This is a genomic window from Winogradskyella rapida (assembly GCF_042675845.1).
Taxonomy (GTDB): domain Bacteria; phylum Bacteroidota; class Bacteroidia; order Flavobacteriales; family Flavobacteriaceae; genus Winogradskyella; species Winogradskyella rapida.
Map to the genome: position 1 here is coordinate 371667 of NZ_JBHTKM010000001.1, position 20631 is coordinate 392297.

General features: G+C 35.9%; 16 protein-coding genes. 7 read left to right on the top strand and 9 right to left on the bottom strand.

Translation table 11 applies throughout. The annotated features are described in order from the left end of the window. Window positions 1-3: 3 nt before the first annotated feature. The 9 genes from ACFQ13_RS01700 to ACFQ13_RS01740 all read right to left on the bottom strand — a co-directional run bounded on the left by ACFQ13_RS01700 (window position 4) and on the right by ACFQ13_RS01740 (window position 10138). A complete protein-coding gene (locus tag ACFQ13_RS01700) occupies window positions 4-831 on the bottom strand; it encodes a sulfotransferase domain-containing protein (protein ID WP_386113363.1) in 828 nt (275 codons plus the stop codon). After that, window positions 828-1490 (bottom strand): sulfotransferase family 2 domain-containing protein, encoded by a 663-nt coding sequence (locus ACFQ13_RS01705; protein WP_386113365.1) that lies wholly within the window; start codon window positions 1488-1490, stop codon window positions 828-830. Before ACFQ13_RS01705 ends, ACFQ13_RS01700 begins: the two co-directional genes overlap by 4 nt. Beyond that, a complete protein-coding gene (locus tag ACFQ13_RS01710; RefSeq protein WP_386113367.1) occupies window positions 1491-2756 on the bottom strand; it encodes an ABC transporter ATP-binding protein in 1266 nt (421 codons plus the stop codon). Between the two features lie 93 nt (window positions 2757-2849). Beyond that, entirely contained in the window at window positions 2850-3713 is an 864-nt protein-coding gene (locus tag ACFQ13_RS01715; protein ID WP_386113369.1) for an ABC transporter permease, read from the bottom strand. Between the two features lie 86 nt (window positions 3714-3799). Continuing rightward, complete coding sequence (locus tag ACFQ13_RS01720) at window positions 3800-4780, bottom strand: SDR family oxidoreductase (RefSeq protein ID WP_386113371.1); 981 nt, start codon at window positions 4778-4780, stop codon at window positions 3800-3802. After that, on the bottom strand, window positions 4780-6075 hold the full coding sequence (locus ACFQ13_RS01725) for a nucleotide sugar dehydrogenase (RefSeq protein WP_386113373.1): 1296 nt from the start codon (window positions 6073-6075) through the stop codon (window positions 4780-4782). The genes ACFQ13_RS01720 and ACFQ13_RS01725 overlap by 1 nt, the downstream gene beginning before the upstream one ends. Next, window positions 6056-6673 carry a sugar transferase gene (locus ACFQ13_RS01730; RefSeq protein ID WP_386113375.1) on the bottom strand — a complete coding sequence of 206 codons (618 nt, stop codon included), beginning with the start codon at window positions 6671-6673 and terminating at the stop codon, window positions 6056-6058. The genes ACFQ13_RS01725 and ACFQ13_RS01730 overlap by 20 nt, the downstream gene beginning before the upstream one ends. A 178-nt stretch (window positions 6674-6851) precedes the next feature. Beyond that, on the bottom strand, window positions 6852-9329 hold the full coding sequence (locus ACFQ13_RS01735; protein ID WP_386113377.1) for a polysaccharide biosynthesis tyrosine autokinase: 2478 nt from the start codon (window positions 9327-9329) through the stop codon (window positions 6852-6854). An 8-nt stretch (window positions 9330-9337) separates the two neighbouring features. Further along, a complete protein-coding gene (locus ACFQ13_RS01740; protein WP_386113379.1) occupies window positions 9338-10138 on the bottom strand; it encodes a polysaccharide biosynthesis/export family protein in 801 nt (266 codons plus the stop codon). Window positions 10139-10240: 102 nt separating this feature from the next. Here ACFQ13_RS01740 and ACFQ13_RS01745 point away from each other — a divergent pair, with 102 nt between their 5' ends. From ACFQ13_RS01745 to ACFQ13_RS01775, 7 genes are all read left to right on the top strand, one after another. Then, a complete protein-coding gene (locus tag ACFQ13_RS01745) occupies window positions 10241-12103 on the top strand; it encodes an ABC-F family ATP-binding cassette domain-containing protein (RefSeq protein WP_386113380.1) in 1863 nt (620 codons plus the stop codon). Window positions 12104-12218: 115 nt separating this feature from the next. Continuing rightward, window positions 12219-12989, top strand: a complete 771-nt coding sequence (locus ACFQ13_RS01750; RefSeq protein WP_386113382.1) for an O-methyltransferase — start codon at window positions 12219-12221, stop codon at window positions 12987-12989. Window positions 12990-13068: 79 nt separating this feature from the next. Beyond that, a complete protein-coding gene (locus ACFQ13_RS01755; RefSeq protein ID WP_386113384.1) occupies window positions 13069-13758 on the top strand; it encodes an ABC transporter ATP-binding protein in 690 nt (229 codons plus the stop codon). A gap of 290 nt (window positions 13759-14048) precedes the next feature. Continuing rightward, window positions 14049-14624, top strand: coding sequence for a cob(I)yrinic acid a,c-diamide adenosyltransferase (locus ACFQ13_RS01760; protein WP_386113386.1), 576 nt, complete (start codon window positions 14049-14051; stop codon window positions 14622-14624). Window positions 14625-15051: 427 nt separating this feature from the next. Next, a complete protein-coding gene (locus ACFQ13_RS01765) occupies window positions 15052-15273 on the top strand; it encodes a DUF2795 domain-containing protein (RefSeq protein WP_008272287.1) in 222 nt (73 codons plus the stop codon). 275 nt (window positions 15274-15548) lie between these two features. Next, window positions 15549-18905 (top strand): preprotein translocase subunit SecA, encoded by a 3357-nt coding sequence (gene secA / locus ACFQ13_RS01770; RefSeq protein WP_386113388.1) that lies wholly within the window; start codon window positions 15549-15551, stop codon window positions 18903-18905. Window positions 18906-19876: 971 nt separating this feature from the next. Next, window positions 19877-20308 (top strand): hypothetical protein, encoded by a 432-nt coding sequence (locus tag ACFQ13_RS01775; RefSeq protein ID WP_386113389.1) that lies wholly within the window; start codon window positions 19877-19879, stop codon window positions 20306-20308. Window positions 20309-20631: the final 323 nt, after the last annotated feature.

The window sequence follows — 20631 nt, forward strand, 5'->3', positions numbered from 1 at the left end:
AATTTACTTATTATAACCTATTCCTTCAAGTAATTCTAACTTCGAGTTAGATTCAAAATAATATGCTTCTAACTCCCTCATTAAAAAGGGACTTATGTTTTTCTGATAATCCCCAACAAATATTTTTTTTGTTTTAAGAAAATTCCAATCTATTTTATTTACATTAATGAATTTGGTTATGTTATTCAATATTTCTTCAGTTTCCTTATCAAGCAATTCGTTCTTTACAACTATTAAGTTTTCATTAAAAACCTCTCTGAACACTTTAATTTGTTCAATATACTTTCCATTTAATAAAACCGGACATTCCATGATCTCCCCTTCTTCGAGCCAAGCCAACTCTTCTTTGATAAAAAATTCAAAACTCGAATAAGATTCTGCCGACCTTCTTCTTCCTACAGGTCTATAACCTATTCGCTTCTCAAACCAATCAAACCACCAATTATCCCTACCTTGCTCATACCTCTTTTTAAACATATTATATGCACTATAAGCTCTATCGATAGGATTCCGTACTAAACAAATAATTTTTATTTCAGGGTTATACAATTTAATTCTTTCTGCTGTTTGTTTTATGTCACAAAATAAGCTTCCATTAATATAAGAAGGAGTAGCTTCTATTAATTTATACCCTCTTGTTTTATGAAAAAAAGGTTTATGTTTAAAAAAAGAATGGTAATATGAATTTCCCTTATTGTAATTAAAATCATAATTAAAATAATCAATTTCTTTAGGATTAGAAACAATAATTTTCGAATGTTGTCCTAAAAAATGATGTAAAGCAGTTGTTCCACATTTTTGTCCTCCAGCTATTATAACATCTACTTTCATAACCCTTTTTTATAATTTAATAACTTAAAATCTTTATCATAATAAACATCAAGAATCATTTTCACTTCTTGACTTAAGTCTTCTTTTTCTCCTTGAGATTTATTCACAATAGGTATTTTTAAATTCATCTGAAATTTCTCCAAAAAATCCACTTCTAGTTCTTTAAGGTTCTCTAGTTGATAAATCTTTGAAACCAAACATTTATCAGAAGAATCAAATATCCATGTTACTTGTGGCTCCCATTGATTCCATGCTAAATCATGTTTCAACTTACCTTTTTTTAACAACTGAGCACATTCTAACAAAGAAGCATCTTTTAATAATTTATAATCTAAATGTATACCGTGCTTAGCCTTTTCTGGCTCGATATTATTATGATAGTGACTGATAGGCATTCGTGCATAATTGTACAAGGATAAAAATCGATCATATGGATGTCTAGCAATTGCAAATGAAAATCTACTCCTTAATAATTCACTGCGGTTTGTATTTATAATCTCCTGAGCCTTTATATGAGTAACACCTTTAAAACCAAATGCTTTAACTAAAGAAGAACCACCATTTTTAGGTATATGAATAAATAAAAAATCGTTAGTAAAATTAACAGGATATTTTTTTTTAATTTTCCTTATTCCCTTTATTTTTTTTAAAAACCACATTTATTCAAGGATTTTCCAATCAAATATTGGTTTCAATGGCCCTTTTGTTTTACCCATCCAAACCCCTAACTCTTTACTCTCTTGAGCGACAACAAAACTTACAATATCGTTTTGACAATATATTTGTTTTCTATTATGATTAATCAGTAAATCAACATAAAATGTTCCTTCATTAAAAAAGTAATTTGGCAATATAACTTCATATGTAAATACACCTATTTTATCTCTATCTTTAGTAGTATTTTTAGCTAAGACAAAAATAAAATGCCCCGAATCATCTTTAAATCGTAGAACTACACCTAAAAAATCAGAAACTTTCTTTTCTAACACAAGCTCTACTCTTATTTTATCATCTCTATCTATAGGTGTGTCTATTGTCTCATTGCAAGCTTGTACAGATAGTTTATGTAAACCAAAAAATAAATTTTCTTTAAAATCAGCTTCTTTATATTCAACAAAATTTAATAACCCATGACTATTCGTATTTAAATAATAATTAACAGCCTCATCCGTTCCACCCTCAAATACCGTACATCCATTTTCTAAAACAATGGCGCGGGTACACAAACTTTTTACTGCTGCCATATTATGGCTGACAAATAAAACGGTTCTACCATCGCCTTTGCTGATATCTTGCATTTTACCAATAGCCTTTTTTTGGAACTCGGCATCACCAACGGCTAACACCTCATCTATAACCAAAATATCGGGCTCTAAAAAAGCGGCTACAGCAAAGGCCAACCGCACACGCATACCCGAAGAGTAGCGTTTTACAGGGGTATCTACATAACGTGCACAACCAGAAAAGTCTATAATCTCGGCTTCTTTGGCTTGTATTTCGGCCTTAGACATCCCTAAAATAGCACCGTTTAAATAAATATTTTCTTTACCAGTAAGCTCAGGGTGAAACCCTGTACCTACTTCTAACAAACTCGCTATACGCCCTCGTGTTTTGATCTCCCCTGTGGTAGGGCCAGTTACACGGGATAGGATTTTTAAAAGCGTCGATTTTCCAGCGCCATTTTTCCCAATAATACCGAGAACCTCACCTTGTTGTACTTCAAAATTAATGTCTTTTAAAGCCCATACATACTTACTATCAGACTTCGTACTCCGGTCATTAACAGCGCCTACTTTTAAATATGGATCGTCTTTACCACGCACACGGTACCACCAACGGTTTAAATCGTGACTAATAGTACCAGTCCCCACAAGACCCAATCGGTATTGCTTGCTTATATTTTCAGCTTTTAAAATGACACTCATTTATTAATAATTATATGTTTTATAAGAGATTTGATGTTGTTAATTCCACCAATCACTACTCCACTATTCACTTCTCACTACTCACTATTCCATTTAAACAGTATCAATAAACGTCTTTTCGGTTCTATTGAATATGATAATACCTAAAAACAGAACAACAAAAGTTACAGCTACCGTATATACAATACCTTGCAAACTAAAGGTGCCTGTTCCTAAAAGCATATAACGTGTGGTTTCTATAATGTAAGCAACCGGATTATACTCCACAATCCATGCTATTTGCGGTAACTTATTGCGCATTAACGTCAACGGATACATAACAGCAGATACATACATCAGCAACTGCACCCCAAAACCTAGTAGAAATTTTAAATCGCGGTACTTGGTAACCATGCTAGATATAATCATCCCAATCCCAAGGCCCAACAAGCCCATAAGCATCACTATAAAAGGGAAAAACAAAAGACCTCCGGTAGGATGAATAGCAGCACCATTAAGATAGTAATACACATAAAAAGCAATAAAAATGAGCAACTGAATAGCAAACTTCATCAAATTAGAAATGATGATTGACAGTGGTACTATAATTCTCGGAAAATAAACTTTTCCAAAAACGGCAGCGTTACTCTTAAATGTATCACTTGTAGAGGTTAAACAGGTGCTAAAGTAGTTCCAAATAGATATCCCTGCTAAATTAAATAAAAAGGGTGGCACGGTACCGGTTTCAATATTAGCAACCTTATTAAAGATTAAAGTAAAGGTAAGTGCTGTAAACAATGGCTGTATTAAATACCATAAAGGCCCTAATACGGTTTGCTTGTAAACAGTAACGACATCACGCTTTACAAATAAAATTAGTAAATCTCTATATCGCCAAATCTCCTTAAAATTAAAGTCTATTAATTTGCGCTTAGACGAAATGGTATATAGCCAAGCATCATCTTTAGGTGTACTCAAGGTTCGTTAGGTTTTATTTGGGGCTAATATAACAAAAGACAAGGTTTTATCTTATAAAGTTTTAAGCATTTTAATCTAAATAAACATTAGGTATTAAACTTATCCCAAGTAATTTTCAAACCTTCCCTGACGCTATATATCGGTTTATATCCCAATAGATTTTTAGCCTTAGAAATATCGGCTAAAGAATCTCTAACATCCCCTTGGCGTTTTGGTCCGTGAATAGGTTTTAACTCTGAATTGGCCGCTATACGCAAGGACTCCCATAAATAGTTAATCGTAATCCGTTCGCCGCAGGCTACATTAAAAACCTCGTTTTTTGCTTCTTGAGATGCAAAGAAGCTTTTCACATTGGCTTGAACCACATTATCGATAAAGGTAAAATCTCGCGTTTGCTCTCCGTCTCCATTAATTTTAGGAGATTTATCATCCTTTAAGGCTTGCATGAACAATGGAATGACTGCGGCATAGGCGCCATCCGGACTTTGTTTTGGTCCGAATACGTTAAAATAACGTAAGCCTATAACATCAGTATTATACGTCGTCCCAAACACATCTGCATATAACTCGTTCACATATTTTGTTACCGCATACGGCGATAAAGGTTTCCCAATCGTATCTTCCACCTTTGGTAACGCTTTACTATCCCCATAGGTAGAGCTTGATGCGGCATATACCATCCGTTCCACAGTAGGACTTTCTTTTAGCGCAATTAACATATTTAAAAACCCAGACACATTAACATCATTAGTCGTGGCCGGATCATTAATGGAACGCGGTACCGAACCTAAAGCGGCTTGGTGTGACACATAGTCCATATTTTCCATTGCCGATTTACAGGTTTCTAAATCTCTGATATCCCCTTCCATCAATTCAAAAGCGGGATGCCTATGAAAAGGGGCTAGATTTTTACGATGGCCGTTAGAAAAATTATCGAGTACACGTACTTTTTTTGCCTTATACTTTAACAAATACTCAACAAGGTTAGACCCTATAAATCCTGCGCCCCCTGTAATGAGAAAACTGAATTCTGAGAGATCTTTGGTATGGTGTGGATGGTTATACATTACAATCTAGCATCTATGGTGTTCTTTGGAAGTAAAGATTTTACATCGAATACAACACCGGTTTCTGATTTCAATTTTGAAAGATCTATATTGAGAAATTCATTATGAGACACGGCTAAAATTACCGCTTCGTAATCTGTACTTAAGGCCTCATCATCTTTAATTAGGTCTAAGTGATATTCTTGCTGTACTTCTTCTTTGGAGGCCCAAGGATCGTATACCTCAACATTAATATCGTAAGTCATTAATTCTCTTATAATATCAATAACCCTCGAATTTCTAATATCTGGGCAATTTTCTTTAAACGTAATCCCTAGTACTAAAACTTTAGCACCTTTTATGGTGGCCCCTTTTTTTATCATCATCTTTACGGTCTCCGTAGCGACGTAGCTCCCCATACTATCATTCATCTTCCGGCCTGCTAGAATAATTTCAGGATTATACCCCGATTCTATAGCTTTTTGAGCTAAATAATAAGGGTCTACACCGATACAATGGCCGCCGACTAAACCTGGAGAAAAATTTAAGAAGTTCCATTTGGTCCCTGCTGCTTCTAACACTGCTTTGGTATCAATCTCTAACAATCTAAAAATTTTAGAGAGTTCGTTTACAAAGGCAATGTTAATATCTCGCTGCGAATTCTCAATGACTTTAGCCGCCTCGGCAACTTTAATGGAAGGTGCTAAATGCGTCCCTGCTGTAATGACTTTTAAATACAAGGCATTGACTTTCTCTGCAATCTCTGGAGTAGAACCCGATGTGACTTTTAAAATTTTAGTTACGGTATGTTCTTTATCTCCTGGATTTATACGTTCTGGACTGTAACCTGCAAAGAACTCTTTGTTATAGGTTAAACCCGATACTTCTGCTAATATAGGGACACAAATATCTTCCGTTGCCCCGGGATACACGGTAGACTCATAAATAACGATATCATTTGGACTTAGCACCTGACCTACCGTTTCACTCGCTTTAATTAAAGGGGTGAACACCGGTTTGTTTAAAACATCCGTAGGGGTAGGCACCGTTATGATGTAGTAATTCGCTACGGCCAAAGCTTCTCGATCATCCGTAATAAACAACCCTGAATTGGCGTTTAAATCTTGAGTTAAAACTGATTCTAAATCTGCATTTTCTACTTCTAAGGTCTTATCTACACCTGCATTTAACTCGGTAACACGCGGTTTATTAATATCAAAACCCACCACTAAAAATTGTTTCGCAAATTCCACTGCGAGTGGTAGACCAACATAACCTAATCCTATAATTGCTATTTTATCCGTGGTGTTTATCATCTGTGTATGGTTGATTTAAAATCGATTTAAGAAGGATACTCAAATCTAAGTAAAAAGTATAATTTTGAATGTAATTTCTATTAATTTTCACTTTATCTACCCAAATAATCGTTCTATTGTACTCCTCAGGGTTGGGTTGACGGGCTAAAATATCGTCTTCATGTCTGTATTTTAAAGAAGCTAAACCTGTAAGTCCTGGTTTGACTTTAAGAATAATCTGATCTTTTCCTTTTAAGGCATCCGCGAAACCTGGCAGATCTGGGCGTGGCCCCACCAAACTCATATCGCCTTTAAGTACGTTGTATAACTGTGGGAGTTCATTGAGTTTAGAGCGTCTTAAAAAATGACCATAAGATGATGGGCCATTTTCTCTTGTACCACCAATCCCTGTTCTTACCGCTAAAGTCTTGATTTTATAAATCTTAAAAGGCAGCCCGTGTTGACCAATACGTTGTTGGCTAAAAATCCCCCACTCTCGAGTATCAATCATAGCAATCAACGTCAGCAAGAGAACAGGAAATAGTATAAAAGGAATACTCAAGATAACAATAACGAGATCAAACAGACGCTTAAAGTATCGTTGTGGTGTGGTTATCATGATTCTATTTTAAAATTAAGGTCATGAAATATAAATATCAATGGTAAACCTAAAAATATCATTTTTAACGGTGTAAAATAGCCAAATGCTTTCCACTTTATAAGATACTCTTGGTCCTACCCTCTATCCTTTTTCTTCTATGCTTTATTATCCAATCGATATCCGCTATTCAAATCAACTATATACGCTTTAGAAACTGTTTGATCTTTTTAATTATGGAATTGTCATCTTTTTCGTGATAACTGTTTCCGTACACCCCATAACCATAGCCGTAACCGTATCCATAGCCATAACCGTATCCATAATTACTATTATTTTTATGGCGGTAGAAATTAAGAATGTAATTCACATTTTTTAATTCCCCACTACGATGTTTAGCATTAACCAATTGAAGCATCCCTTTTTTGGTATAATCTAAACGGACCATAAAAATAGTGGCGTCTACATATTGGGTTAACTCTAAAGCATCAGTTACCAAACCTAGAGGAGGGGTATCTAGAATAACCACATCATAAGTCTCCTTTAAGGTGGCAATCATAGCACTTAGCCGATCACTCATTAATAATTCCGAGGGGTTTGGTGGAATTGGTCCTGAAGTTATAATGTCTAAATTTTCAATATGGGTATGCGTGATGATATTGTCTAAAGTATTATCGCCAATGAGGTAATTTACCACACCTTGTTCATTGGTAATATCAAAATCATCAAAGATTTTAGGCTTCCGCAAATCTAAACCTACAAGAATGGTTTTTTTTCCAGAGAGTGCATATACCGTCGCCGTATTTATAGAGGTAAAGGTTTTTCCTTCTCCACTAACCGATGAGGTTACCATCATAGTATGTGCTTTATCGCCTTTATTTTGATTTTTAAAAATAAACTGTAGACTAGAACGGATGGCTCTAAATGATTCTGCTACAGCAGATTTAGGTTTTTCATAGGCCACTAAATTGTTTTTATAACGATACTTCCCTACAAGTCCAAGAATAGGTATTTTTGAGAGTCGCATTATCTCATCTGAACCGTGAATAGTATTATCTAATAGAAACACCACAAATATCAAAAGCATAGGGATAAAAAATCCCATCATTAAGCCCATCATATAGTTCAAAGACTTATTAGGACCAATTAAGCCTCCCCCTATATCTTTAGCCTCATCTATAACCGTAATATCCGAAATATTTGCAGCTTTTACTATCGCAGCTTCACTACGCTTCGCTAAATAGACGTCATAAGCTTCTTGACTAATGTCTAATTCCCGTTGAATTTTTAAAAACTGCTGCTCATCTTCGGGCAGCTCACTTAATTTAGCCTCTAACGCAGCAATTTTGCTATTTAATGCTTTAATAACTCCATTGATGCTACGTTTTGTTGCATCAATCGTTTCTAGCAAAACGTTTTTTTCTGAACTAATACGGCGATCTAAATCTTTAAAAAGCCCAGAACTTTCCTTTGTAGTATACTCTAAATTCTGACGTTCTGCTGCCAGTTCTACAATTTTTGATACACTTCTGAGAATATTAGATTCCTCAATTCCAACGCTGGTTGGTGCCGCTATATTGCTATAATCCGTTTTAGTATTTAAATAAACCTCAAGATTATCTAAATAATTTAATTTAGATGTCTCGGCGCGTTCCTCCAATTCAAACTGCCTTAATTCTTGAGATATTTGAGTAATCTCAGAACTGACATCAAAAACCTTATTTTGACTTCGAAATTTATTCATTTCGTTAGTAACATCTTTAAGGTTATTATTGACAGCTGCCAAACTACTATCTATAAATTTAATAGTATTGGTTGCATATAAATTTTTTCGCCTAAGCTCACTTTCTCTCAGTATGGCAGAGGTAGCGTTTAAGTAATCTACAATTTTGTCTTTATTAAATCCTGCCAATTGCAATTTTAAAACAGAACCTGATGATGCCCCTAACGTATTGACTATAATACTATTCTTGTACTTATTAACGACGCCATCATAATTACTAAATTGAATAAAATATTCTACTCCTGGAGCAATCTGTCGAGAAGGCTTCACTCTTATCTCTCCGTTAAGAAATGGTAGGTTTATGATATCACCATTTCTAAAACGTTTCGAAAACGACCCATTAGGCATATCTACAGAAGATTTAGATTTATCGCCATACTTTTGGGCTACCGCACTGTTCCCTTCAAAAGTCGTGAATACCTCAAATTCTTGAGCATTTAAAAACCGAATCCCTATAGGATAATTTAGAACTTGAAATTTAGATTTGTCAATTATAAACTCAAAAGGCACCTTTTTATAGATATCTATTTTGCGGTATTTACCTTCTTTTAAATACTGTATATAATACTGTAATGAATCTATAACAAGTTCATTATGGGTACGGGTTTTAAGAGCCGTCATTACTTTACCAACTTTCCCGGAGGTTCCTCCCCAATTAAAAGAAATACTGGTATTTGCTGTAAAAAAAGGATTCTGATCGTTTTCAACAGAAATTAAAGAATCTAATTTATATACATTTTGCTTCCTAACATTAATAAAATAAGCAATCAAAAGTGCTGTACCAATACAAATCAGTACAAACTTCCAAAGGTTTAAGACTTTGAAAAGATATCCCCTAAAGTCAAAACTTATACTTGGGGACTCATGATCTTCTAATTCTTCATATTCTCTCATAACACTTTTTATAATCTAGTGAAGAGTAAAATCGTTGTACTCAGTAATGAGACTATAGACGCTATCGTCGCAATACTAGACACCGCAGTCTCTCCTGTTCCCAACGCTTTCTGTCTTAAAGGCTTTACATAAATAATATCATTAGGCTGAATGTAATAATAAGGGGATTGCATTACTTTTACATCCGTGAGGTCTAAATGATGAATTTTTTGACCTTGGGGATACTGTCTAATAATAAGCACATCTTTTTTGTTCCCGGTCACCGGAATCTCCCCCACATTAGCAATGGCCTCGAAAATATTAACCCGCTCCGTAAACAACACCTGACTCCCCGGTGAGCCCACTTCTCCATTAGCCGTATAACGTAATCCTGCTAGTTTTACAGTGACAAAGATATTGGCGGTTTCTTTAAATTGTTCCTCTAAAAGTTTGGCCTCTATTCTTTTTTCAATTTCTTCAGTGGTAAAGCCTAAAACATTGATATACCCTAAGGTTGGAATTCTAATATTACCATGAACATCTACTGTAAATCCATCAAAATAGGCACGTTCTGCACTACTGGCATTTAAATTTTCATCGCCTGAAGGATTTAAAATAGACACCGTTTCTTGGTCTAAAGCCTTAACTCTAATATTTAAAATATCGTTAACCTGTATGCGGTAAGGTTTTTGAATTTCGGTAAGATTATGAGCAATACTGTCCGTCATAGCTCCCTCTTTAATCTGCAAGTAAACCGTATCTTTGTGAGGGATACAAGAAGACAACACAATACAACTTAATAATATAATTAAAAGCTTCATAGGCTTCATACTTTCATCGGATCTTAGTGGACAAATATAATCTATCAACACTAATATTAAAACTAATACGATTATTTTTGGTTTATTTCCGTTCTTTGTAAAAAAACAACTTTGAATTACCTTAACGTAGAAAATATATCGAAGTCTTTTGGAGAATTGGTTCTCTTTAAAGATTTATCCTTCAGTATTCATAAAGATCAGAAAATTGCTTTTGTCGCTAAAAATGGTAGTGGCAAAACCTCTATCTTAAAAATATTAGCCGGAAAAGACAGTCCGGATGCTGGCCAAATTGTGATTAGAAAAGGGCTACGACTCGCCTTCTTAGATCAAGAACCCGATCTTGACCCAGAATTAAGTCTTGAAGAAACCATCTTTGCTTCTGATATTCCTATTTTAAAAACGATTGAAGCTTACGAACAGGCATTAAAAACCCCTGAAGATGCAGACGCCTATCAAAAAGCTTTTGAAGCGATGGATAGAAACAATGCTTGGGAGTTTGAAACACAGTACCAACAAACCTTATCGCAGCTTAAGCTTGATGATCTCAGTGTTAAAGTAAAAACACTTTCTGGTGGACAGAAAAAACGTCTCGCCTTAGCACAGGCCTTGTTAAGTAAGCCGGATATCTTAATTCTCGATGAGCCTACCAACCATTTAGATCTTGAAATGATTGAATGGCTAGAAGAATATTTTGCCAAAACACAGCAAACGTTGTTTATGGTTACGCACGACCGTTATTTTTTAGAGCGTGTTTGTAATGAAATTATAGAACTCGATCACGGAGAGCTTCATACCTACAAAGGAAATTATTCTTACTACCTAGAAAAGAAAGAAGCCCGAATAGAAAACCAAGCTACAGAAGTCGGAAAAGCCAAACAACTCTTTAAAAAAGAATTGGATTGGATGCGTCGCCAACCTAAAGCGCGTACGACGAAATCTAAGAGTAGAATTGACGATTTTCACGAAATTAAATCGAAAGCCCACCAGCGCCGTAACGACCACCAAGTGCAACTAGAAATTAACATGGAGCGCTTGGGAAGTAAAATTATAGAATTCCATAAAGTCTCTAAATCCTTTAAAAATAAAACCATCTTAAAGGATTTTGAATACACCTTTAAGAAAGGCGAACGCATTGGGATCATAGGAAAAAATGGAACCGGAAAATCGACTTTTCTCAATTTACTGACGCAAACCCTTGAGCCCGATTCTGGAAAAGTGGTCACCGGAGAAACGGTAAAAATCGGGTATTATACGCAAGGAGGAATTCAAGCCAAGCCCAACCAAAAGGTTATTGACGTTATTAAGGAATTTGGTGATTATATTCCCCTAGCTAAAGGACGCCAAATTAGTGCACAGCAATTATTAGAGCGCTTTTTATTTGACCGAAAAAAGCAGTGGGACTTTGTTGAAAAACTAAGTGGAGGCGAGCAAAAACGCTTGTACTTATGTACGGTTTTAATTCAGAATCCTAATGTTTTAATTCTCGATGAGCCTACCAACGACTTAGACATTGTAACTCTAAATGTATTGGAAGATTTCCTCATGGATTTTCCAGGCGTGCTTTTAGTGGTCTCTCACGACCGTTACTTTATGGATAAAATTGTGGACCATATGTTTGTGTTTAGAGGTCAAGGCGTTGTTGACGATTTCCCTGGTAACTATTCCGACTTTAGAGCTTATGACAGCAGTCAACCAAAACAAGTTGAAGTTGTAGAAAAAACAGACAACACCAAAGCTATAAAGAAAAACGAAAGCAATAAACTTGATTATAACGAACAAAAGGAACATAAAAACTTAGAATCTAAAATTAGATCTTTAGAACTAGACAAAGCAGCTTTAGAGGCCAAATTCTTAAATCCCGATTTATCTCAGGATGAAATTACAAAGCTCTCTCAAGAACTTCAGGTGATTATAGATACTATTGAAGAAAAAGAAATGCGTTGGTTTGAATTGTCTGAGAAACTCGAAGGTTAAACCTAGCGTACCTCCATCAAAGCACGCATCATTAAAATAAAACTTCAAAATCCTTAACGCCACAGTTTTTAACGCTGTGGCATTTTAGAGCCTTAAAGTCCCTAAAACCACTATTGTGTATCAATTTAAATCCTATATAAAATTCTTAACTAAAGCCAGCAATCAGCATGGGGTACACTCCCCATTTGTCTATAGTTTTGTGACCAAATGCCTCTATAACAAAACGGCTTATCTAGCTTACGACGCCTTGGCGTCTTACCGAAAAGAACTCAGAGCTTCCGACACCATTTTAGAGGTTACAGATTTAGGTGAAGGCTCTAAAGTATTGGATGCCACACAACGGAAAGTGAGCGAAATGGTTAAGGTTTCTAGCAGCTCTAAGAAAGAAGTACGTTTGTTATACCGAATTGCAAAGTACTTCAATTTTAAAACGAGTTTAGAATTAGGCACCTCTTTGGGTATTGGTACTTATGCCTTAGCGCTAGCGAATCCGGAGTCTAAAATCACTAGTATTGAAGGCTGCCCCAATACCTCCGCCTTTGCGCAAAGTCAACTTAAAGCTAAAACTGTACAGCACGTCGATTTGATCTCAGGACCTTTTAAAACGAAACTGCCGCATTTAAAAGCGCCCTCTTATGATTTTATTTATTTTGATGGACATCACAATAAAACAGCCACCCTTAATTATTTTGAAACCCTACTCGCCAAAGCCCATAACGACAGTGTTTTTATTTTTGACGATATTTATTGGTCTAAAGGGATGACTGAAGCTTGGGAACACATAAAACATCATGAAGGTGTAACAGTGACCGTAGACACCTTTTATATGGGAATTGTTTTTTTCAGAAAAGAGCAAAAGAAAGAACATTTTAAAATTAGACTGTAACAACCGAAAGACTTTGACGTCTTATGGATAAAATATGCCGTAACTTGCAGAATACTAACGCCACCAAGACTATTTAATTATGAGCGACAACGTCATCGAAATTAGAAACATCATTAGAGATTTTAAATTAGGTCAAGAAATTGTTCATGTATTAAAAGGAATTGATTTAGACATTAAGCGTGGCGAGTATGTTGCCATAATGGGACCTTCTGGTTCCGGAAAATCGACCTTAATGAATTTATTAGGTTGCCTTGACACCCCTACAGCAGGGAGTTACAACCTAAATGGTAAAGATGTGAGTCAGATGAGTGATGATGACTTGGCAGATATTAGAAACACTGAAATCGGCTTTGTGTTTCAAACCTTTAACCTCCTCCCTAGAACCACAGCTTTAGACAATGTAGCCTTACCGATGGTATATGCCGGAATTTCTAAAAAAGCTAGAGAAGAACGTGCTTCTGAAGTCTTAAATGATGTGGGTTTAGCAGACCGTATGGACCATAAACCTAACCAACTTTCTGGAGGACAACGTCAGCGTGTGGCGGTAGGGCGCGCCTTAGTTAACAAACCTTCTATTATCCTTGCCGATGAACCTACAGGAAACTTAGACTCAAAAACCGGTGTGGAGATCATGAAACTTTTTGACGATATTCACCGCTCTGGTAATACCGTAATTATGGTGACTCACGAAGAAGATATTGCCGCCCATGCCAAACGCGTCATTCGCTTAAGAGATGGCGTTATTGAGAGCGATACTTTTAATGTCTAGTTGTTGGTTTTTGGTTGTTGGTTGCTGGTAGTTGGTTAATAGTCCTTTCTTGGTTCTTGGCTCTTAGCTCTTGGTTCTTGGCTCTTGGCTCTTGGTTCTTGGTTCTTGGTTCTTGGTTCTTGGTTCTTGGTTCTTGGTTCTTGGTTCTTGGTTCTTGGTTCTTGGTTCTTGGTTCTTAAATATCACTTTTCCGCCACCCCTTCAAAAATTCAACCTCAAACTTCGACTTTTTTCTCCGCGTCTTTACGTCTTAGCGTGAAACTTCAAACCATATTCATTAACTTTGAAATATGAAAGTATACACAAAAACAGGCGATAAAGGTACAACTGCACTATTTGGTGGTACACGTGTACCTAAACATCATATAAGAATAGAGAGTTACGGCACTATTGATGAGCTCAACTCTCACATTGGTTTAATTAGAGATCAAGACATTAATCAATTGTATAAAAACACCTTGATGCATATTCAAGATCGACTATTTACGGTCGGGGCAATCTTGGCGACGGATCCTGAAAAAGCAGAATTGAAAAACGGCAAAGCGCGTTTAAATATTCCGAAGATATCTAACGAAGACATTGAAAAATTAGAACGCGAAATGGATCTTATGGAAAATAGCCTTCCTCCTATGACGCATTTTGTTTTACCCGGAGGGCACCAAACCGTGTCATTCTGTCATATTGCCCGCACAGTTTGCCGTAGAGCAGAACGTTTAGCGTCACATTTAAATGACTTAGAGCCTTTTCAACCCGAAACCTTAATGTATATTAATAGACTATCTGACTACCTTTTTGTGTTGGCACGGAAGTTGTCATATGACCTACATGCTGAAGAAATTAAATGGATTCCGAATAAGGAATCGTAACACTTTAGCTAGGGGTTTCGGTTTTTTACTGAAATTAGAATAAAGTTTACAAAATTAACCTCCTCTTGAGTAGGCTAACCTTTCAGTTAACAGCTATCAAGAACAAGGTTGAACAAAAACCATCAGTTCGAGTATGCTGACCTTTTCGTCAGCGGTATCGAGAACAAGGTTGTAATATTTTATTTTACCCCTTTTAAGACTAAGAAAAGCAAAAACTAGTCTATAAAAAAGTTGAAAAATGACACGTTCTTTCTATTAATGATATTGCATTTATTACTGCGGTTTGAAAGCTTCAAATGGCACGAAATAAATGTTCAGCGAGACCAATAAATTAATTTATAGGCGTTCCTAGCTAATTAATATGATTTTTTCTTGAATTATTCAACTAAAAAATTATTTTTGCAAAAATTAAATTACACACGCAATTATGTATTGGACACTAGAATTAGCATCTTATTTAAGTGATGCACCTTGGCCGGCAACAAAAGATGAGCTTATTGATTATGCAATTAGAACCGGAGCTCCCTTAGAAGTTGTAGAAAATTTACAAGCGATAGAAGATGAAGGTGATTCTTACGATTCTATTGAAGAAATTTGGCCAGATTATCCAACTGACGAAGATTACCTCTGGAATGAGGATGAATATTAACATACAAAATGATTACAAAAAAAGTCTCTCGCGTTACTATAACTGAGAGACTTTTTTTTTATTTTCGGATGCTTTTTTAGCCCGAAATTAAAAACCTTAAAACCAAATGGCGCATTTGTAAGATTATAAATGAAGCCATTAACTATGCTATATAAGTCGTAAAAGGCTTCTAACGTATAACATTGTTGGTTGTAAGCGGTGTGATACACCTAAAACTAAATAACTGAAATTAATACCAAGATTAACGCGAGTTAATCCGTTACAAATATTTAAATATGACTTTTTTAGATAAAGTACTTAAAGTTTTTGTTGGAGATAAATCCAAACAAGATGTAAGTGCCATTAAACCTATTGTAGAGAAAATAAAAACTTTCGAAAAAGCTTTAGAGGCCTTATCAAATGACGAATTAAGGGCAAAAACAGCCGAATTTAAAGCTAAAATAGCAGAAGCCAGGCAACCTTTAAACACTAAAAAAGAAGCCCTTTTAGAAAAAGCGAAGCTTACTGAAGACATTGACGATCGTGAAGATATCTACTTAGAAGTCGACAAAATTGACGATGAAATCTATGAAGTCACTGAAAAAGTGCTTAACGACATTCTTCCTGAAGCCTTTGCAGTTGTTAAAGAAACGGCAAAACGTTTTGTTCACAACACTGAAATTCCAGTAACAGCAAACGCTTTTGACCGTGAAATCTCTGGTGAACACGACTATGTTACCTTAGAAGACGATAAAGCCGTATGGGCCAATTCTTGGGATGCTGCAGGAAAGGCCATTACCTGGGATATGATCCATTACGATGTACAGTTAATTGGTGGTATTGCGATGCATCAAGGTAAAATTGCAGAAATGCAAACAGGGGAAGGTAAAACTTTAGTGGCAACCTTACCGGTTTACTTAAATGCTTTAGCAGGGAAAGGTGTTCACTTAGTAACGGTAAATGATTACTTAGCAAAACGTGATAGCGCTTGGATGGCTCCTATATTCCAATTCCACGGAATGAGCGTCGATTGTATTGATTACCACACGCCAAACTCAGATGCGCGTCGTAAAGCTTATAACGCCGATATTACTTATGGTACCAATAACGAATTTGGTTTCGATTACCTCCGTGATAACATGGCTAATTCTCCAGAAGATTTAGTGCAACGTCCACATCATTTCGCTATTGTAGATGAGGTCGATTCTGTATTGGTTGATGATGCGCGTACGCCATTAATTATCTCTGGTCCTGTACCAAAAGGAGATGTCCATGAGTTTGATGCACTTAAACCTAAGGTTAATGCTATTGAAGAAGTTCAAAGAAAATATTTAGTTGGTGTTTTAGCTGAAGCGAAAAAACTTATTGCTGCTGGCGACACTAAAGAAGGTGGTTTTCAATTATTAAGAGCTTACAGAGGTATTCCTAAAAATAAAGCCTTAATTAAGTTTTTATCTGAAGAAGGTGTTAAACAACTCCTTCAGAAAACGGAAAACTATTACATGCAAGATAATAATAGAGAGATGCCTACTGTAGATGCAGAACTTTATTATGTTATTGATGAAAAGAACAATCAAGTTGAATTAACAGATAAAGGTGTTGATTTCCTTTCGGGTGAAGATGATCCAGATTTCTTCGTGATGCCAGAAATGGGAACAGAGATTGCAAAAATTGAATCCAAAGGTCTTTCATCTGAAGAAGAAGCTGAGCTTAAAGAAGAATTATTTAGAGATTTCGGAATTAAGTCAGAGCGTATCCATACCCTTAATCAACTTTTAAAAGCTTACGCCTTATTTGAAAAAGACAATCAGTATGTTGTTATGGACAACAAAGTCATGATTGTAGACGAGCAAACTGGTCGTATTATGGATGGGCGTCGTTATTCAGACGGATTACACCAAGCCATTGAAGCTAAGGAAAACGTTAAAATTGAAGCAGCAACACAAACGTTTGCTACTGTAACGCTTCAGAATTACTTTAGAATGTACCGTAAACTTTCTGGTATGACGGGTACAGCGGTAACAGAAGCTGGTGAGCTTTGGGAAATCTACAAATTAGATGTTGTTGAAATTCCAACCAACAAACCGATTGCTAGAGATGATAGAGACGATTTAGTTTATAAAACTAAGCGTGAAAAATACAATGCCGTTATTGATGAAGTTGTAAGTCTTTCTAATGCGGGTCGTCCGGTACTTATTGGTACAACCAACGTTGAGATTTCAGAGCTTTTAGGAAAAATGTTAAGCATTCGTAAAATCGACCATAATGTCTTAAACGCGAAACAACATAAAAAAGAAGCCGATATCGTTGCACAGGCTGGTAATGCAGGACAAGTAACCATTGCAACCAATATGGCAGGTCGTGGTACGGATATTAAATTAAGTGACGAGGTTAAAGCTGCAGGTGGTTTAGCCATTGTAGGAACCGAACGTCATGATTCGCGTCGTGTTGATAGACAGTTACGAGGTAGAGCCGGTCGTCAAGGAGATCCGGGAAGTTCTCAATTTTACGTTTCGTTAGAAGATAACTTAATGCGTTTATTTGGTTCTGAGCGTATCGCTAAGATGATGGACAGAATGGGCTTAAAAGAAGGCGAAGTTATACAACATGGCATGATTTCTAAGTCTATTGAGCGTGCACAGAAAAAAGTAGAAGAGAATAACTTTGGTGTACGTAAGCGATTACTAGAGTATGATGATGTGATGAACGCGCAACGTGAAGTGGTTTACAAGCGTCGTCGTAACGCCTTACATGGTGAACGTTTAAGAGTAGATTTAGCTAATATGATTTACGATACCTCTGAAGGTATTGCGATGAGTAATAAAGACGCGAACGACTTTAAAAACTTTGAGTTTGAATTGATCCGTTACTTCTCAATGCCATCTCCTATTACTGAAGCTGAATTTGGTAAAAAGAACGCTACAGAAATTGCTGGTATTATTTATAAAGAGGCCTTTAAGCATTACCGTGAAAAAATGCAACGTGCTGCAGATTTAGCATTTCCTGTTATTGAAAATGTTTATAACACGCAACGCGATCGTTTTAAAAGAATTGTAGTGCCATTTACAGACGGGGTTAAAAACCTACAAGTAGTTACGGACTTAGAGAAAGCTTATGAAACTAAGGGAACTCAGTTAATTAATGATTTTGAAAAGAACATTACTTTAGCTATTGTTGATGATGCTTGGAAAGAACATTTACGTAAAATGGACGAATTAAAGCAATCTGTTCAGTTAGCGGTTCATGAACAAAAAGATCCTTTATTAATTTATAAATTTGAGTCTTTTGAATTGTTTAAAGGAATGATTGACCAAGTCAATAAAGATGTGATTTCATTCTTATTTAAAGGTGAAATTCCACAAGAAACGGCAGATACTATACAAGAAGCAAAACAACAGAAGCAAGAGAAATTAGAAACGCAAAAGGAAGAAATTCCTAATTTAGATGAGCGTTCTTCTCAAAGCAGACAAGTTGGTGAAGGCGCATCGCGTCAGCAACAGCAAGTTGTAGAAACGGTAGTTAGAGAGCAACCAAAAATTGGTCGTAACGATAAAGTGACGATTAAGAATGTAATAAGCGGCGAAAGTAAAGCTGTGAAATACAAACAAGCCATTCCGCTTTTAGAGAAAGGCGAATGGGTTTTAGTTGAATAACAACCTATTATTGATATAAAAAAATCCTGATGTTTTCATCAGGATTTTTTTTTGGTTAAAACACAAATTAAACCTCAACGTCACTTCGAGTGAAATCTCGTTTTTCAGAGATTTTTTATCGAGAAGCATTCCACAACTCATGATTCTCGATACATTTCTCGCCTACTCAAAACACTCGAACTGACGCACAAACACAAATTAAACCCCAAACGTCACTTTGAGTGAAATCTCGCTATTCAGAGATTTTGTATCGAGAAGCTATGTACTACTCATGGTTCTCGATACATTTCTCGCCTACTCAAAACACTCGAACTGACGGAAGAATACAAATTGAACCCCAAACGTCGCTTCGAGTGAAATCTCCTTTTTCAGAGATTTTGTATCGAGAAGCTTTTCTACCACTAATCATTCTCAATACATTTCTCCCCGACTCGAAACACTCGAACTGACGTAGCACTACAAATTAAACCCCAAACGTCACTTCGAGTGAAATCTCACTTTTTCGGAGATTTTGTATCGAGAAGCATTCCACAACTCATTGTTCTCGATATATTTCTCGCGCACTCAAAACACTCGAACTGACGAAAGATTACAAATTAAACTCCAAACGTCACTTCGAGTGAAATCTCGTTTTTCAGAGATTTTGTATCGAGAAGCATTCTACCTCTCATGGTTCTCGATACGTTCCTCACTCACTCCAAACACTCGAACTGACGGAAGAATACAAATTAATTCCCTCAACGTCACTTCGAATGAAATCTCATTTTTTGGAGATTTTGTATCGAGAAGCTATGTACCACTCATGGTTCTCTATACGTTCCTCACACACTCAAAACACTCGAACTGACGAAAAAAAAACACAAATTAAACCTCAACGTCACTTCGAGTGAAATATCCTTTTTTAGAGATTTTGTATCGAGAACTAACTTTTGTTTTTAATTTCGTTAAGTTAATAAAACCAATAAAAAAATATGATGGACATTTCAAATCAGAAGATTTCAGATTTCGAATTTATACTCACCCTAGAGATCGCAGGAAATATCGTTGATGAAAGGCACGATCTTAGTATAGGTGCGCTCACCATGATAAAAAATGAAAATACTTTTATTATTGACTTCAATCAATCTTTTACAACTTATATTGAAGCCAAAGATGTTACTGTGATTGAATGCCATGCCCCACAACAACATTTTGAAACATTAGAGGATGGTACAAGGTACAATGAGGATTTTCCTGATTGCAAATTTGATTTATCTGCTGCAGAAATGCCTACTGCCGATCATGTATTATGGCTAGATGGTGAACTTGAGGCAGAGATTAAACGTATGACCCTAAATGGAAAACTTAATGAAACGTATTCGTTTTCATCAAACGTTATTGAATGGATTGACTATGAATCTTAAATAATCACAACAAACTTCCATTTCATGGCTTATAAAGCTGAAAAACAACGTGGTTCTCGATACATTTCTCTCACACTCAAAACACTCGAACTGACGTAGCACTACAAATTAAACCCCAAACATCACTTCGAGTGAAATCACTTTTTTGGGATTTTGTATCGAGAAGCTTTTCTACCTCTCATGGTTCTTGATACGTTTCTCCCGCACTCGAAACACTCGAACTGACAGAAGAATACAAATTAAATCCTCTACGTCACTTCAAGTGAAATCTCGTTTTTTAGAGATTTTGTATCGAGAAGCTTTTCTACCACTAATCATTCTCA

What these genes read in the sequence shown, in the direction of transcription:
- ACFQ13_RS01700 (WP_386113363.1), bottom strand. Translation starts at nt 831, where the DNA reads ATGAAAGTAGATGTTATAATAGCTGGAGGACAAAAATGTGGAACAACT.
- ACFQ13_RS01705 (WP_386113365.1), bottom strand. Translation starts at nt 1,490, where the DNA reads ATGTGGTTTTTAAAAAAAATAAAGGGAATAAGGAAAATTAAAAAAAAA.
- ACFQ13_RS01710 (WP_386113367.1), bottom strand. Translation starts at nt 2,756, where the DNA reads ATGAGTGTCATTTTAAAAGCTGAAAATATAAGCAAGCAATACCGATTG.
- ACFQ13_RS01720 (WP_386113371.1), bottom strand. Translation starts at nt 4,780, where the DNA reads ATGTATAACCATCCACACCATACCAAAGATCTCTCAGAATTCAGTTTT.
- ACFQ13_RS01725 (WP_386113373.1), bottom strand. Translation starts at nt 6,075, where the DNA reads ATGATAAACACCACGGATAAAATAGCAATTATAGGATTAGGTTATGTT.
- ACFQ13_RS01730 (WP_386113375.1), bottom strand. Translation starts at nt 6,673, where the DNA reads ATGATAACCACACCACAACGATACTTTAAGCGTCTGTTTGATCTCGTT.
- ACFQ13_RS01735 (WP_386113377.1), bottom strand. Translation starts at nt 9,329, where the DNA reads ATGAGAGAATATGAAGAATTAGAAGATCATGAGTCCCCAAGTATAAGT.
- ACFQ13_RS01740 (WP_386113379.1), bottom strand. Translation starts at nt 10,138, where the DNA reads ATGAAGCCTATGAAGCTTTTAATTATATTATTAAGTTGTATTGTGTTG.
- ACFQ13_RS01755 (WP_386113384.1), top strand. Translation starts at nt 13,069, where the DNA reads ATGAGCGACAACGTCATCGAAATTAGAAACATCATTAGAGATTTTAAA.
- ACFQ13_RS01760 (WP_386113386.1), top strand. Translation starts at nt 14,049, where the DNA reads ATGAAAGTATACACAAAAACAGGCGATAAAGGTACAACTGCACTATTT.
- ACFQ13_RS01765 (WP_008272287.1), top strand. Translation starts at nt 15,052, where the DNA reads ATGTATTGGACACTAGAATTAGCATCTTATTTAAGTGATGCACCTTGG.
- secA (WP_386113388.1), top strand. Translation starts at nt 15,549, where the DNA reads ATGACTTTTTTAGATAAAGTACTTAAAGTTTTTGTTGGAGATAAATCC.
- ACFQ13_RS01775 (WP_386113389.1), top strand. Translation starts at nt 19,877, where the DNA reads ATGATGGACATTTCAAATCAGAAGATTTCAGATTTCGAATTTATACTC.